The organism is Stenotrophomonas sp. PE591, from assembly GCF_018320795.1.
Taxonomy (GTDB): Bacteria; Pseudomonadota; Gammaproteobacteria; order Xanthomonadales; family Xanthomonadaceae; genus Stenotrophomonas; species Stenotrophomonas maltophilia.
This window is the reverse complement of record NZ_JAAOKO010000013.1, coordinates 55,075-68,864: the sequence shown is the minus strand read 5'-3', so window position 1 is coordinate 68,864 and position 13,790 is coordinate 55,075. Positions and strand designations below refer to the sequence as shown.

General features: G+C 66.5%; 15 protein-coding genes. 4 read left to right on the top strand and 11 right to left on the bottom strand.

Annotation, left to right across the window (positions count from 1 at the left end):
• The first annotated feature begins 90 nt into the window (after positions 1–90).
• Together JLDANKMP_RS21250 and JLDANKMP_RS21245 are read left to right on the top strand one after the other, a co-directional pair.
• Positions 91–363: a hypothetical protein gene (locus JLDANKMP_RS21250; RefSeq protein ID WP_005409616.1), complete on the top strand. Its 273-nt coding sequence runs from the start codon at positions 91–93 to the stop codon at positions 361–363.
• A 110-nt stretch (positions 364–473) separates the two neighbouring features.
• Complete coding sequence (locus JLDANKMP_RS21245; protein ID WP_005409617.1) at positions 474–1,229, top strand: SapC family protein; 756 nt, start codon at positions 474–476, stop codon at positions 1,227–1,229.
• Here JLDANKMP_RS21245 and JLDANKMP_RS21240 read toward each other — a convergent pair whose 3' ends face one another.
• The 11 genes from JLDANKMP_RS21240 to JLDANKMP_RS21190 all read right to left on the bottom strand — a co-directional run bounded on the left by JLDANKMP_RS21240 (position 1,230) and on the right by JLDANKMP_RS21190 (position 12,357).
• Positions 1,230–3,536, bottom strand: a complete 2,307-nt coding sequence (locus tag JLDANKMP_RS21240) for an ATP-binding protein (protein ID WP_212562050.1) — start codon at positions 3,534–3,536, stop codon at positions 1,230–1,232.
• Between the two features lie 2 nt (positions 3,537–3,538).
• Complete coding sequence (locus JLDANKMP_RS21235) at positions 3,539–4,285, bottom strand: response regulator transcription factor (RefSeq protein ID WP_249337033.1); 747 nt, start codon at positions 4,283–4,285, stop codon at positions 3,539–3,541.
• Between the two features lie 33 nt (positions 4,286–4,318).
• A complete protein-coding gene (locus tag JLDANKMP_RS21230; RefSeq protein WP_212562049.1) occupies positions 4,319–4,852 on the bottom strand; it encodes a lipocalin family protein in 534 nt (177 codons plus the stop codon).
• A gap of 8 nt (positions 4,853–4,860) precedes the next feature.
• A complete protein-coding gene (locus JLDANKMP_RS21225) occupies positions 4,861–5,934 on the bottom strand; it encodes a cyclopropane-fatty-acyl-phospholipid synthase family protein (protein WP_212562048.1) in 1,074 nt (357 codons plus the stop codon).
• Complete coding sequence (locus JLDANKMP_RS21220; protein WP_212562047.1) at positions 5,931–6,716, bottom strand: DUF1295 domain-containing protein; 786 nt, start codon at positions 6,714–6,716, stop codon at positions 5,931–5,933. Before JLDANKMP_RS21220 ends, JLDANKMP_RS21225 begins: the two co-directional genes overlap by 4 nt.
• Positions 6,713–7,258: a DUF2878 domain-containing protein gene (locus JLDANKMP_RS21215; protein WP_024957374.1), complete on the bottom strand. Its 546-nt coding sequence runs from the start codon at positions 7,256–7,258 to the stop codon at positions 6,713–6,715. The genes JLDANKMP_RS21220 and JLDANKMP_RS21215 overlap by 4 nt, the downstream gene beginning before the upstream one ends.
• A 1-nt stretch (position 7,259) precedes the next feature.
• Positions 7,260–8,519 carry a cyclopropane-fatty-acyl-phospholipid synthase family protein gene (locus JLDANKMP_RS21210; RefSeq protein WP_212562046.1) on the bottom strand — a complete coding sequence of 420 codons (1,260 nt, stop codon included), beginning with the start codon at positions 8,517–8,519 and terminating at the stop codon, positions 7,260–7,262.
• Positions 8,516–9,283: a DUF1365 domain-containing protein gene (locus JLDANKMP_RS21205; RefSeq protein WP_212562045.1), complete on the bottom strand. Its 768-nt coding sequence runs from the start codon at positions 9,281–9,283 to the stop codon at positions 8,516–8,518. The genes JLDANKMP_RS21210 and JLDANKMP_RS21205 overlap by 4 nt, the downstream gene beginning before the upstream one ends.
• Complete coding sequence (locus JLDANKMP_RS21200) at positions 9,280–10,557, bottom strand: FAD-dependent oxidoreductase (protein WP_212562044.1); 1,278 nt, start codon at positions 10,555–10,557, stop codon at positions 9,280–9,282. The genes JLDANKMP_RS21205 and JLDANKMP_RS21200 overlap by 4 nt, the downstream gene beginning before the upstream one ends.
• A 1-nt stretch (position 10,558) precedes the next feature.
• Entirely contained in the window at positions 10,559–11,509 is a 951-nt protein-coding gene (locus tag JLDANKMP_RS21195) for an acyl-CoA desaturase (RefSeq protein WP_212562043.1), read from the bottom strand.
• Positions 11,510–11,589: 80 nt separating this feature from the next.
• The gene (locus tag JLDANKMP_RS21190) at positions 11,590–12,357 is read right to left on the bottom strand and encodes a hypothetical protein (RefSeq protein WP_212562042.1); all 768 of its coding nucleotides are present in this window, start codon (positions 12,355–12,357) and stop codon (positions 11,590–11,592) included.
• A gap of 134 nt (positions 12,358–12,491) precedes the next feature.
• Between JLDANKMP_RS21190 and JLDANKMP_RS21185 the strand changes: the two genes are divergently transcribed.
• Together JLDANKMP_RS21185 and JLDANKMP_RS21180 are read left to right on the top strand one after the other, a co-directional pair.
• Complete coding sequence (locus JLDANKMP_RS21185; RefSeq protein WP_212562041.1) at positions 12,492–13,115, top strand: sigma-70 family RNA polymerase sigma factor; 624 nt, start codon at positions 12,492–12,494, stop codon at positions 13,113–13,115.
• Positions 13,112–13,786: a ChrR family anti-sigma-E factor gene (locus tag JLDANKMP_RS21180; RefSeq protein ID WP_212562040.1), complete on the top strand. Its 675-nt coding sequence runs from the start codon at positions 13,112–13,114 to the stop codon at positions 13,784–13,786. Before JLDANKMP_RS21185 ends, JLDANKMP_RS21180 begins: the two co-directional genes overlap by 4 nt.
• The last annotated feature ends 4 nt before the right edge of the window (positions 13,787–13,790 follow it).

Here is a 13,790-nt window from a genome sequence, read left to right as displayed (position 1 = left end):
GCAACAAAACTGCAGAAAAGGCTGGATTAAAGTGATGCCTCACGATAAATTGCGCACCCCCCGTTGCTCGCCGCCGCCCGCACCCTTCTCATGCGTGATGACAAAGACCCCGGAACCCTGGAGCTGACCCTGCCGCGAAAGCGCGGCCGTCCGCCCAAGTTCGGGTACGCCATGAGTGACGCACAACGGGCCGCGCGCTACCGCGCGCGCCGGGCAGGGCAGGCCAACCACGCGGATGTGCGCTCCTGTTCGGACATGGTGCTGCTGGACAAGATCCGCGCGGCGGTCAGCGCGCGTGACACCGAACTGGCCGGTTTCCTGGTCCATGTGCTCTGGCAGCGGTACCCCCTGCAGCTGAAATAGGCCGACGATGGGGTGGCCGTTGTCATCGAGCTTGTTGATAATGCGGGATTCAGGTTGTTCCCGCTGGCGCGCCCGGGATGGCAGGCGCGCATGATCGAACGGTTCCCAAGATGACCACCACCAGCGACACCACCACCGAAGCGGCGCCGAGCAACGCCCCCCTGTTCTACACCCGTCCGGTGCCGCTGCAGGCCGATGTGCACGCCGACCTGCGCATCCTGCCGGGCAGGCTCGAGTTTGCCGCGGGCAACAACGCCATTCCGCTGGTGCTCGGCGAGTTCTCGCTGGCGCTGCACCACTTCCCGATCCTCTTCGCTGGCCCGACCGCAGTGCCGATGGCTGCCGTTGGCGTATCCGACCAGAACCTGTTCATCAAGGATGGCCTGTGGGAAGACGAGGCCTATATCCCGGCCTACCTGCGTCGCCACCCCTTCATCTTCATCGACACCGGCTCGGACAATGATTTCCTGCTGGGCATCGACGAAGAGAGCTCGCGCGTGGTCAAGGGCGGTGACGAAGGCCAGCCGCTGTTCGTCGATGGCAAGGCCACCGACATGGTGCAGCAGGCGCTGGAGTTCTGTGGCCAGTTCACCCGTGAGCACGAACAGACCCAGGCCTTCTCCAAGGCCCTGATCGACAACGGCCTGCTGGTCGAGCGCAACGCCACCGTGCGTACCCCGGATGGTCGTGAGTTCAACCTCAATGGTTTCCAGGTCGTCGACGTCGAGAAGTTCGTCGCGCTGCCGGAAGCCACTGTGATCGAGTGGCATCGCAGTGGTTGGCTGGCGCTGATCCACCAGCATCTGATGTCGCTGGGTCGCTTCAACGACCTGACCCGTCGCCAGGTCGAGCGTCTGGCGGCCTGATCAGGCCCCGGGTATGGCTTCCGCAGTGCGGGAGCCATGCCATTGCTGAAGGACGCGCAACAGGCGTCGCGCATCGGCCCAGTCGGGTGTGGCGTCGCGACCCAGCTCCCACAGGTCGCCCGCCGTGTCCGCCTCTGCGGCAGCCCCGTATATCTGCAGGGCCCCCTGAAGCCGATGCGCGTGATGGCATAGGTCAGTGGCACTGGCGGCATCGATGGCCTGTTCGATCCGCAGCAGCTCGTGGCCGATGTCCGTGATGTAGGCGGGGTCGCCTGCGGCTGTGCCCATTGCGATGGCCTGTCCGGTCGCCGGCAGCTCCAGCGCCCGCAGCAGTGACTCAAGCTGTAGTGGCTTGGTCAGGGTGGCGTCGAACCCTGCTTTCCGGCAGCGCGCCACATGCCGACGATCACGGCGTGCCGACAGCGCGATCAGTCGCAGTGGGGCACGCGCCTGCCTGCGCAACTGCATGGCCAGCGCATAGCCATCCATGTCCCCGAGCCCGATGTCGAGCAGGATCACGCTGCGCGGTCTCACCGCCTGCTCGGCAAGCGCGCTGGCGGCGTCGCCAGACGCGTGTACATCGGCACCCAGGCGGCGCAGCTGCTCGCTGATGACCCGGCGATTGAGGGCGTGGTCCTCCACCAGCAGCAGCTCAAGCCCGCCCAGCGGCGTTCCCGCGCCGGCGCTGGCGGCTGACATGACCTTGGCCTTGGCGGGGCGTACCGGCAGGCGCAGAGTGAAGCGACTGCCGCGCCCGGGGACGCTGTGCACTGACAGGTTGCCGCCCATTGCGCGGGCAAGCGCATGCGCGATCATCAGTCCCAATCCGCTGCCTCCGCGTTCCTTGCCGTCTTCGCCCTGCTGGAATGGCTGGAACAGCACGGTGAGTTGCTCTGCAGTGATGCCGATTCCGCTGTCGATCACATCCAGCATCAGCTCACGAGGGTGGTTGCCTGGCGTCAGTTGAAGGCGCAGCTCGATGCCGCCGACGTCGGTGAACTTGAGTGCGTTTCCCAGCAGGTTGTCGATGATCTGGCGCAGTCCTTCCGGATCGATGGCGACAATGGGGCAGGGCTCGGGGAGGCAGTCGAAGCGAAGCGCCAGCCCGCGCTGCCGAGCCTGGGGACGAATTGCATCCAGCGATTGGCGGCAGAGTCCTGCAATGTCGCAAGGTTCTACGTGCGGCTTGAAGGTGCCGCTGGCCAGGCGTGAGAACTCCAGCGAGCGGTTGAGCAGGTTGCGTAGCGAGGAGCCCGCGGCATGTGCAGCCGCCAGCGCTTCTCGCTGCCCCATGGGCGCCGACGGCTGGCTGAGCAGGTCGATCGAGGCAAGGACTGCCTGGGCCGAATTGCGCACCTCGTGGCTCAACATGCCAATCGCGCGGGCACGGGCACGGCCTTCAGCACGCAGGCGCCTGTGCCAGGCATGCCACAGGAACGGGGCGACTGCCAATGCGGCAGCCAGGGCCGGCAGCCACTGCGGGGGCAGCTGACGCATCCAGTCCAGGACGTGCTCCAGCGAGGCGGGGGCCGCCTGTTGGGCCCATAGCTGCAACAGGCCGGCATGTTCCTCCAGCGTAATGTCGTGCAATGCCTGCTCGATGCGCTCCAGCAGCTGGCGATCTTCGTGGCGCGCAAGCAGGTGCAGGTCGGTGGAGAAATCGCTGTCGAAAGGCTGCAGGTGCAGGTGCCCGGCGAAATGCCGGCGGATCAGGGGCCGCAGGGTCGTTTCCAGACCGATTGCCAGATCGGCGGTGCCACTTTCGACAGCTGCCAGTGTGGCGTGCCGATCGGCCAGGTGCAGCAGGCGGACGTGCGGATGGCGCGCGGCCAGCCATTCCGCATACGGCCCCCCTTCGAGCACGGCCAGGACCTGATGGTCCAGCTCCGTGATATCGCGTGGCAGGCGTTCGCCGCTGCGGCCGGCGAGCATCGTCTTGCCACCGCGGAACGTGCTGGATGCCACCAGGCCGGGGCAGGGTGGCTGCAGGTGGTTGCCAATCACCAGTACCAGATCCGCTTCGCGTCTGCAGACGGCAGCCACCGATGCGCCGGTGCTGGGATGCTGGTGCTCCTGGAACTGCAGCTGCGAACGCCGTGCAACCAGATTGGCGTAGCCATGGGCCAGGCTTGGCAACGTCGTGCCGCCAGCGAGTGCAGCGGGTACCGGGTGCAGCGATGGCGTGGTCGCCACCCGGACTTCGCGCCCCGGCCCCCATTCAAGTGACGACGCATCCTCGGCCGACGCGGCGGGAAGCAGGATGAGCGCCAACAGCAGGAGGGTGGATGTACGCATTCGATCGCGCATCTTCACGGTGATTCCAGCTGCTGCCGCATGGCGTAGATCTCGGCATCGTTGCGCAGCCTGAGCTTGCGCAGGGCCGCAACCTTCTGTGTGCTGACGGTCTTGATGCTGCGATGGCGGCGGAGCGCGATTTCCGAAACGGTCAGGCCCGCCAGCAGGAGCTCCAGTACTTCGCGCTCGTTGCGGCTGAGCTCTTCGCAGTCTCCCGGCAGGGTGCAGTCGGGTGGCAGTCGCGGAAGGCCCTGCGATACCCGCACGATCGCGTCGGAGAGCATCGGCAGTGGTTCGGCCTTGCTGACCACGCCGCTGACACCCGTGGCGATGAGCTGGTTGATGTGGATCGAGGGTGAAAGGGTCGCAAAAGCGAGCAGGGTGACGCGAGGAAAGTGCTCGCGCAGCAGCGGGGTCAGCTCGGACGCGCTGCGATCGTCGCGGGCCAGGGTCAGATCGATGATCGCGACATCCACCCGCATCTGCTGGAGGCTGTGGATGAGTTCGTCGCTGCGGGCGTGGCTGGCGACGATACGGAAGCGGGCGTCGCGGGAGAGGTGCAGGGCAGTGCCGCGACGGACGACTTCGTGGTCGTCCAGTAGTGCCAGTCGCAGCGGGCGCGGGGCAGGAGGTCCATTCATGCGCAGGGAGGTGATCGGCGCCCATGGGGCGTGATGACCATTCTGGCGCTGCTGTCGCGGCGAACATCGAAATTGCTTGATTTTTGCGAATATTCCTAAGAAGTGATTCGCTGCATCCATCGATTCGGAGCTGTCAATTGATGGGATCGAATGCTACCGGACGGATTGCGGCACGCGCCGGAGTCGGCGGATGTCGTAGCCCATCTCGGCGATGCGCTGCACGGCCTTCTGGTAGTCGCCGTCGGACACCTGCGGCGTACGCGCCATGTACCAGACATAGTCGCGCTTGCTGCGCGCCACGATGGTCTGGCGGTAGTCGTCATCCCGCCAGGCGATCACGTACTCGGCCTGGATCGGCCAGATGAACTGCATGCCCCAGATCGCGCCATTGCCTGCCTTCTCGACACGGCCAATGGGGTGCATCGACTTCTGCGGCGCATCGAAGCTGCCCTTGCGATAGGTGAAGGTGGTCTGGATGCGCCCGTCGGGCTTCAGGGCATAGCTTTCCACCGCATCGTAGGCATCGCGTTCGGGCCAGGACGGAATATGGGCGATCACGTACCAGTCGCCCATGAAGCGTGGCACATCCACCGAAGGCGCACGCGGAAGCGGCCGGGTGTCGCTGGAGGAGCAGCCTGAGCCGAACAGGCCGACTGCGATCAGCGGAAGCAGCGAGAACATGCGCATGGGGCACCTCAGCGGGGTCGGAACAGATAGTGGGCGACCAGCCACTGCTGGCCGTCGTCGTAACCGAACAGTTCGGCGCATGCCATCCAGAACATCCGCCAGCGCTGCCACCAGACCTTCGCTGCAGCCTGGCCGTAGGTGGCGATCAACACCGGCATCACCTGCTCGCGGGCGGCATCCTGGTTGGCCAGCCAGTGGTCGGCCGTGCGCTGGTAGTGGGTGCCGTCCAGCAACCAGCGTTGATCCAGGCGCAGGTCGCGCTGGAAATGCAGCAGCGTGTCGGCGGCCGGCATCAGTCCGCCGGTGAAGAAGTGGCGACCCATCCAGTTGTCGCCGCCGTCTGTCTCGAACGGATACATCAGTGTGCGATGGGCGAAGATGTGCACGAACAACGTACCCTCCGGTTTCAGCCATCGTGCGATGCCTGCCAGCAGGCGCCCGTAGTTGCGTACGTGCTCGAACATCTCCACCGAGACACAGCGGTCGAACCGGGCTGTCGGCAGATCAAGTTGGTTGACGTCACAGGTCAGCACCTCGACGTTGTCCAGGCCGCGCGCCTGGCACTGCGCCATGATGTGCTGGCGTTGGCTGTGCGAGTTGGAGACGGCAGTGATATGCGCCTGCCGGTAGCGTTCGGCCATCCACAGGGTCAATGAGCCCCAGCCGCAGCCCAGCTCAAGAATCTGCTGGCCATCGGCCAGTCCGGCGCGCTGGCCGTACAGTTCCAGCATGGCGTCCTCCGCCTGGTCCAGCGTTTCGCGCCCGGTGGGGTAGTAGCAGCTGCTGTACTTCAGTCGCTTGCCCAGGCAGGCCTGGAAGAAGGCTGCCGGCACTTCATAGTGTTGGCGGTTGGCTGCGTCGGTATGCAACGCGAGCGGGCTGTCGGCCAGCTCGGCGATGCGCCGGCTGAAGCGTGCCGATTGGCCTTCGATGCCACCCTCGCTTTCCTCATGCAGGCGCTGCGCGCACAAGCGGCGGATGCCCGCACGCAGCGCCGCATCGGGGACCAGCCCGCGTTCGGCCCAGGCGATCAGCCCGGTTTCCGCATCTTCGGCCGGGTTCAGTGACGGGATCGCGCTCATGCGGAATGCTCCTTGGAAGAACGGGGAAACCAGGGAAAGAACATCGGTGTACTGCGCTGGTAGGCGCGATAGTCGTCGCCGCGGCTGCGCAGCGCCTGTTTCTCGGTGAATGGAATGCCGCTCAGATAGCGCAGGAACACGTACATCAGCAGCGGGCCGGCCCAGGCCAGCCACCACAGTGGCGAGCCGACCGCGAGCAGGACATAGGTGAACCAGTGCAGCCACTCGAAGAAGTAGTTGGGGTGGCGGGAATAGCGCCAGAGTCCGACGCGGCAGGTGCGGCCCCTGTTCGCCGGGTCGGCGCGGAAACGCGCCAGCTGGCGGTCGGCCAGGCTTTCGCCGCCGACGCTCAGCAGCCAGACCAGCGCTGCGGCCACCACCCACAGGGTCAGGTCGGCCCGAGGATTGGCAGCCACCGCCACGAAGGGCAGGGCGAACAGGACGATCAGCAACGCCTGCGCCATGAAGAAGCCGAAGATCTTGCCCTGGTGGCCGTGCCAGTATTGGCGCAGGTAGCGGTAGCGTCCGTCCTCTTCTTCGTGACGGACCCGGTGCCACAGGTGCAGGGCGAGTCGACTGCCCCACAGGCCGCCGAGCACGCCCAACGCGATCCGCGGCATCACCGCACCGCCGCCGAGCAGCGCGAGCAACAGCGCCGAGGCGCCCATGCCCTTTGCCCAGAGCACATCAACCACGCCGATGTTGTGGTGGCGGCGCTGCCAGGCCCAGCCCCAGCTCATCACCAGTACGGCGTACAGCAGGACCCACATCAGATTGATCATGACGACGCTCCTGCGAAGGGCGGCTGCGGGATGTGCATGCCGCGACGGGCGGTCCGGCACAGCAGGGAAAGCGCAATGCTCCAGCCCGCGCCCAGCACCAGCAGTCCTGGCCATACGGGATCTGCGAACCGCACTGCGTCGAAACCGCGTGCGGCAGACAGATAGGCCAGCGGTGCCAGCAGCAGGCCGAACAGGGCCGGCAGGGCCGGGTGGTGCTGCAGGAAGCGCATCGACGTGGTCAGCGTCATCGCGAACGCCGCCCACAACGCCATGATCCACGGCGGTGGCGCCCAACCCAGTGGGGCCGCCGCGTAGCGCACCGTGCCGCTGGCGGCGGCACTGGCGTCGACCAGCCATGCGCAGGCCAGTGCCAACAGCAACAGCCGCAGATCCAGCCGGGGGCGCGGTGAGGTCAACAGCTGGCTGCCGATGTAGAGCGACGCGGCCAGTAGCGCGGGCCACTGCCAGCCGCGGCCCGCGCCGGCCACGGCACACAGCCAGACCAGCTGGTTGCCGAGCAGATTGGCCCAGAAGCGATGCATGTCAGTGGCTGTCGGTCGCAGCGAAAATGGGCCGGTGCTCCGGACGGGCCAGCAGCAGATGCGAGACGCCGATCGAACGTTCCAGGAAGCCACCCTCGCAATAGGCCAGGTAGAATTCCCACAGCCGGCAGAAGCGCGCGTCAAAGCCCTGCGCCTGCACTGCCGGCAGCTGGGCCAGGAAACGTTGGCGCCAGGCGCGAAGGGTCAATGCGTAGGAGTGGCCGAAATCCTGCTGGGCGATCAGCTGCAGGTCGCTGGATCGGCTCTTGGCGGCCATGATCGCGTTGATCGATGGGATGAAGCTGCCCGGGAATACATAGCGCTTGATGTAATCGACGCTGCGCCGGGCCTGTTCGTAGCGGTGGTCCTCGATGGTGATGGCCTGCAACAGGGCAACGCCATCAGGCTTGAGCAGGCGCTGCAGCGTGGCCATGTAGGTGTCCAGGTATTCGGCGCCGATCGCTTCGATCATCTCGATCGACACCAGCTTGTCGAACTGGCCTTGCAGGTCGCGGTAATCCTGCATCAGCAGCGTGACCTGGTCCTGCAGGCCCGCCTCCCGTACACGCCGGGCGGCCAGCGCATGCTGTTCTGCAGAGATGGTGGTGGTCGTGACATGGCAGCCATAGTGCCGGGCGGCATGGACCGCGAAACCACCCCAGCCGGTGCCGATTTCCACCACGCGGTCGCCGGGTTTGAGCTGCAGCTGCTGGCAGATGCGGTCCAGCTTGCGCCGCGAGGCCGATTCCAGCGGTTCGGACTCACTGGCGAACAACGCCGACGAGTACATCAGGTCCGGCGACAGGAACAGGGCAAAGAAATCGTTGCCCAGGTCATAGTGCGCGGCGATGTTGCGGCGGCTGCCCTCACGGCTATTGCGGCGCAGGCGGTTCCAGCCCCGCAGCAGCCAGCCACCCACGCGGGCCGGGCCACGCTCCATGCCGTCCAGCAGGTCGCGATTGCGTACCAGCAGCCGGATCAGTGCCACCAGATCATCACAGTGCCATTCGCCCTGGATGTAGCTTTCACCTGCGCCCACACTGCCTTGCGCTGCAACCTTGCGATAGAACCCCGGGTCATCGATGGTGACGGTGACATGCAGTTCGCCACGGGCATCGCCCAGCCAGACCTCGCCCAATGCGTCACGTACGCACAGGCGACCGTCGCGCATGGGGGCAAGCAGGGCCAGCAGGCGGCGGCGCAGGAACGCATCCAGGGCGCCGGGGCGCGGCAGGGCGACCAGAGGGGTCATCGAGTTCATCGTGGTTTCTCGGCAAGAGCAGGGTGGTCGTGCACGGGGTTGCGTTTCATCCACAGCCGAAGTGCATGCCAGTGGATGGCGGCCACCACCTGGGTGGTCATCAGCGGATAGCAGGCCAGCACCCGGGCCAGCCCTCGGCCGTTCAAGGCATGTCGCTGCATGGCCTGGGTGGCATCAAACTGGCGCACCCCGTCGCGCCAGACCTGCATGTGCACGCGCAGGTCCTGGTCCGGGCGGTTGAAGCGCCAGTCATAGCGGCAATCCATCGGCATGAACGGCGAGACATGGAAGCGCTTGTCGAACTGCCAACGCAATGACGCCCCTTCGTGGAGCGCCGTGGCAACCGGCAGCACATAGGCGTGCCGTTCCTTCCAGGGGGTATTGGTGATCTCGGCCACGATGCAGTCCAGCGTGCTGCCGTCGGCCTGGTAGCAGTAGTAGAAGCTGACCGGGTTGAAGACATGCCCGGCGAAGCGGAGGTGGGTGAGCAGGCGCACCGGACCGGCTGGCCGGTAGCCAAGCGTGCCTGCAGCGTGGTCGCGCACCGCATCGGCCAGCGGCCGCGCGGGATCACCGAAGTAGTCGCTGCGGCGGAACTCGGCCAGGTTGCGGCGATTGACCGACCACAACCAGCGCCCGGCGAACACCGTGTCGAGTTCATCCAGGTCGAGCAGCAGCTGCGCGATGCGGTAACGGAATGCATGCGGATGCGGATGATGCCGGCGATGCATCACCTTCCCGATGTAGAGCGCGCTGGCACTCATGCCGCCACCTCATCCGAGGCGGATACGTTCCGATGCGGAGCGCAGGCCTGCAGGGCATCGACCACGTGGCGGGCACTGCGGATGCCATCCTCGTGGAATCCCCAGCCCCAATAGGCGCCTGCAAACCATGTGTGGCGGCGGCCCTGCAGTTCCGCCCAGCGCTGCTGTGCGCGCACTGCAGCGTGGTCGTGTACCGGGTGCGCGTAATGCAGGGTCCGCAGCACCTTGGCCGGATCGATTGCCTCGCTGCGGTTGAGGGTCACTACCAGGGGGATGTCGCCCGGCAGGCCCTGCAGCAGGTTCATGCAGTAGCTGACCGTGCAGGGCGCCGCGCGATCCTGTGGTACGTGCGCGTTCCAGGCCGCCCACGCCTTGCGGTTGCGCGGCAGCAACGATGCATCGGTATGCAGCACCGCCTCGTTGGACTGATAGCTGATGGCGCCGAGGACCTCACGCTCGATGGCATCTGTGTCGGCAAGCAACGCCAGTGCCTGGTCGCTGTGGCAGGCCAGGATCACTTCGTCGAAGGCCTCCACGCCGGCGCTGCTGTGCACGCGTGCACCCCAGGGCATGCGCTCGACCCTGCTGACCGGGCATTGCAGCCGCTCATGCACGCGCCAGCGGCGACGCAGCGCATCCACGTAGCGCGTCGATCCCCCGCTGACCACCCGCCAGCTTGGCCGCCCGGTCATCTGCAGCATCTGGTGGTTGGCCATGAACTGGGCCAGGTAGCGCGCCGGGAACGCCTGCACGGTGGCCGTCGGCGAGGACCACAGCGCCGAGGCCATCGGCAGCAGGTGCTCGTCGATGAACGCCTCGCCATAGCGCTGGCTGCGCAGGTAGTCGCCGAGCGTGGGGCCGTCTTCTTCGGCCAGCAGCAACGGCGCGTCGCGATAGAACCGGCGCAGATCGGCCAGCATGCCCCAGAAGCGCGGCGATACCAGGTTGCGGCGCTGGCAGAACAGCCCATCCAGCGAGGTGGCGTTGTACTCCACGCCGCTGCGCTCACTGTGCATGGAGAAACTCATCGTGGTCGGTTGCGAGGCCACGCCCAACTCGTCGAACAGTGCCGACAGCAAGGGATAGTGCTGGGGGTTGAAGACGATGAAACCGGTATCCACCGCCATGCCTCGGCCCGCCACCTGCACCTCGTGGGTATGGGTGTGGCCGCCGAGGTAATCGTTGGCCTCGAACAGCGTGACGTCGTGCTGGCCATCCAGCCACCAGGCACTGGCCAGCCCCGCGATACCCGAGCCGATGACCGCGATGCGCATCTCAGTACCTCGCCTTGGCCAGAACCCACTCGGGGATGGGCTTGAGCCCTTTGACCAGGCCCAGCGCCGCCATCGCGCGCAGCCCGTACCAGGTCAGGTCCACTTCCCACCAGCGGAAGCCTTGGCGCACGGTGCCGGGGAAAAAGTGATGGTTGTTGTGCCAGCCCTCACCGAAGGTGAGCAGCGCCAGCCACAGGTTGTTGCGGCTGTCGTCGCGGGTCTCGAAGCGGCGGCGGCCGAAACGGTGGGCCAGCGAATTGATGGTGACGGTGGCGTGGAACAGCACGATGGTGGAGATGAAGAAGCCCCACACCAGCAACTGCGGGCCCGTGGTGTGCAGGCCGGGCGCCCAGCGTTCCAGTGCTGCACCCAATGCATACAGTCCGATGGCCAGCAGCACGGGAATGGCGGTATCGAAACGGTCAAGCCAGCGCAGTTCGGGGAAGCGCGCCAGGTCAGGTACACGCGACAGATCGGTCGCGAATGCCTCGCGGGTGAGGAACCAGCCCATGTGGCTGCGCCAGAAGCCGCCTTCGCGCGGCGAATGCGGGTCCAGCGGCTGGTCGGCATGCCGATGGTGGTGGCGATGATGGGCAGCCCACCACAGCGGACCGCGCTGCACGCTGGACGCGCCGATGACCGCGAACACGAACTGCACCGGACGCGGTGCCTGGAAGGTGCGGTGCGAGAAGTAGCGGTGATAGAACGCCGTGATGGCGAACATGCGCACGGCGTAGAGCGCCGTGGCCACGACGACCGCCGTCCATGACACGCCCACCCAGATCACCGCGATGCAGGCCAGGTGCATCAGTGCAAAGGGTACCGCGCGCACCCAGTCGATGCGTCCTGGCCGTTCGCCGGTGGTCTCTGTGGCGTTGCTGGTATCCACCCACCGCTGCAACGTACGCAGCAGGCGCCAGCGTCGACGGGGGAGGGGCGCTACAGAGGCCATGGCGGATCTCGGCGGGTGTCGTGTCTTCCTTTACGCAGCAGGGTGCGCAATGGATGCGCCACTTCGAACTGAATTTCGCTTCACCTGGGCGTCACAGCGCAACGCTCGGCCAGGGGCTGCGCCCACGCCTGTTGCCAGTCACCTGCCGGTCGCTCGGCAGCTGGCGACCGGAAGCGCACCGTCACCTGCGGATAAGTGCCGCGCGCATCGCGCAGGTTGCTGGTGCCGCGGAACTCCAGCAGGCGACGGTCGGCCGTGGCGTAGACCAGGGCCAGGCGCGGCGCGATGCCGCCGTACCAGGTGTCCAGGCTGACCTCGATGGCCTGGGCGTCGATGCCCTGCCAACGTGCCGGGCCGACGCGCCGCACCTGCACCGGGAAGTAGCGCTGGCGTGCAGGCACCAGGAACGGCAGTGTGATGCGTTCGCCGCGCAGCAGCACCGGCCAGTGCAGGCGTACTGCGGCATCAAACCCCGCATCGATCACCGCGTCCGGCGGCTGTTCAAGCCGGCGCCTGCGCAGCTCACTGGCGGCATCCTCCTTCCATGCAATCGACACCGAGTCGCCAGCGGCGTCGACCTCGGCGGTCTGGCCGCTGCGGCGGTCCTCCAGCGAATATCCCCGTGCCTGTGGGCGGGCACTGGCGGGCAGATGCTTGCGGGCGAAGGGTGGGCCATCCGGGCACTGGTACAGCACCCAGCGCTCGGCGCCCTCCGTTGCCTCGCGTCGCCAGTGCACTTCACGGTAGAGGATGTCGCCCTGCGCGGAGGTGGCCACGCCCTCGCTTCGCAACCAGGGTGCCGCCAGCACGGCTTGGGGCAGGCACAGCAGCAGCCAGGCAGTGCGCATGGGTCTTCATCCGGAAGAGGAGGGCCCAGGTCATACGGCGGGGGCGGCCCGTTGGATGCGTCGTGCCGGCTGCATCCAATTGCTGCCCCTGCGCGTACAGAGGACAGACCTTCACCCGCCCGCCGCGAACCCAGATGTACCCTGACGCCGCCAGCACACTCCTCAACTTCGATAGCGCACGCACCGTGTCCAGTTCCCAGCAGCCGAGCAGCGAGCCGACGAACTGGGCCGGTGACATGGACGGCGTGGCGCGCCTGCGCGACCGCGACTGTTTCATGCGGATCTATGACTACTTCATGCCGCGGCTGTGCGTGTACCTGCGCGGCCTGGGTGCACCCGACGGCGTCGCCGAGGAACTGGCCCAGGAATGCCTGCTGCGCCTGTGGCTGCGGGCCGCCGACTACGACGCAGCCCAAGGCGCCCTCAGTACGTGGCTGTACCGGATTGCGCGAAACCTGCATATCGATCGCATCCGTCGCGAGCGCAGCTGGATGCAGGTGCAGGCAGCGGTGGAGGACGCTGCCACACTGGATGTGATCGAGCGCAGCAGTGCCGAGCAGTTCGCCGACCAGGCACGTCTGCGCCAGCGCATCAACGAACTGCCCGCGCTACAGGCGCGGCTGGTGCGGATGTCCTATTTCGAGGCCAAGAGCCACAGCGAGATCGCAGAGGCGCTGGGCATGCCGCTGGGAACGGTCAAATCGCACCTGCGCCGCGCCTTTCTGCAGCTTCAGGCCAAAGTGGGAGGTGCGCTGTGAACCCGCACCACCATCTGCACGAATCGACCCTGATGAGCTATGCCGCCGGCGCGCTGCCGGCGCCGTTGAGCATCGTCGCCGGTGCCCATCTGGAGCAGTGCCCGCATTGCCGTCAGCGCCTGCGCGACGCCGAAGCGATCGGCTCGGTGCTGCTGGAGCAGACCCAGCCAACTGCAGCGGAGACGCGACGCGAACAGCTGCGCGAGGCAATGCTGATGCAGCTGGCCGCGGAAGCGCCGGTGCCCATGGCTGGGGTCGCACGCCCCGTGCCGAAGGAGCGCCCTGAGGCCAATCCGGACCATCTGCCTGCATCGCTGCATCCGTACTTCGGCGCCTCGCTCAGCGACCTGCGCTGGCGCTGGATGGCGCCGGGCGTGCACTGCATCCGTGCAGAGCAGATGCCTTCGCTGATCATGCTGAAGATCGCCCCGGGCAAATGCCTGCCGATGCACAGCCATGGCCGCAGCGAACTGACCCAGATCCTGCGGGGTTCGTACAACGATGCGCTGGGGTTGTTCGCGCCGGGTGACGTGGCAGATCTGGACGAAGACGTGGAGCATCAACCGGTGACCGCGCCCGGTGTTCCCTGCATCTGCGTGTCAGCGCTGGATGCGCCGCTGGTGTTCAGTGGCTGGCTGGCGCGGAAGATCCAGCGTTTCGTGAAACTCTAGCGGG

Bases quoted from the DNA above. Each gene is read 5' to 3' on its own strand.
- JLDANKMP_RS21250 (WP_005409616.1), top strand. From the start codon at position 91: ATGCGTGATGACAAAGACCCCGGAACCCTGGAGCTGACCCTGCCGCGA.
- JLDANKMP_RS21245 (WP_005409617.1), top strand. From the start codon at position 474: ATGACCACCACCAGCGACACCACCACCGAAGCGGCGCCGAGCAACGCC.
- JLDANKMP_RS21240 (WP_212562050.1), bottom strand. From the start codon at position 3,536: ATGCGCGATCGAATGCGTACATCCACCCTCCTGCTGTTGGCGCTCATC.
- JLDANKMP_RS21235 (WP_249337033.1), bottom strand. From the start codon at position 4,285: ATGGATGCAGCGAATCACTTCTTAGGAATATTCGCAAAAATCAAGCAA.
- JLDANKMP_RS21230 (WP_212562049.1), bottom strand. From the start codon at position 4,852: ATGCGCATGTTCTCGCTGCTTCCGCTGATCGCAGTCGGCCTGTTCGGC.
- JLDANKMP_RS21225 (WP_212562048.1), bottom strand. From the start codon at position 5,934: ATGAGCGCGATCCCGTCACTGAACCCGGCCGAAGATGCGGAAACCGGG.
- JLDANKMP_RS21220 (WP_212562047.1), bottom strand. From the start codon at position 6,716: ATGATCAATCTGATGTGGGTCCTGCTGTACGCCGTACTGGTGATGAGC.
- JLDANKMP_RS21215 (WP_024957374.1), bottom strand. From the start codon at position 7,258: ATGCATCGCTTCTGGGCCAATCTGCTCGGCAACCAGCTGGTCTGGCTG.
- JLDANKMP_RS21210 (WP_212562046.1), bottom strand. From the start codon at position 8,519: ATGAACTCGATGACCCCTCTGGTCGCCCTGCCGCGCCCCGGCGCCCTG.
- JLDANKMP_RS21205 (WP_212562045.1), bottom strand. From the start codon at position 9,283: ATGAGTGCCAGCGCGCTCTACATCGGGAAGGTGATGCATCGCCGGCAT.
- JLDANKMP_RS21200 (WP_212562044.1), bottom strand. From the start codon at position 10,557: ATGCGCATCGCGGTCATCGGCTCGGGTATCGCGGGGCTGGCCAGTGCC.
- JLDANKMP_RS21195 (WP_212562043.1), bottom strand. From the start codon at position 11,509: ATGGCCTCTGTAGCGCCCCTCCCCCGTCGACGCTGGCGCCTGCTGCGT.
- JLDANKMP_RS21190 (WP_212562042.1), bottom strand. From the start codon at position 12,357: ATGCGCACTGCCTGGCTGCTGCTGTGCCTGCCCCAAGCCGTGCTGGCG.
- JLDANKMP_RS21185 (WP_212562041.1), top strand. From the start codon at position 12,492: ATGTACCCTGACGCCGCCAGCACACTCCTCAACTTCGATAGCGCACGC.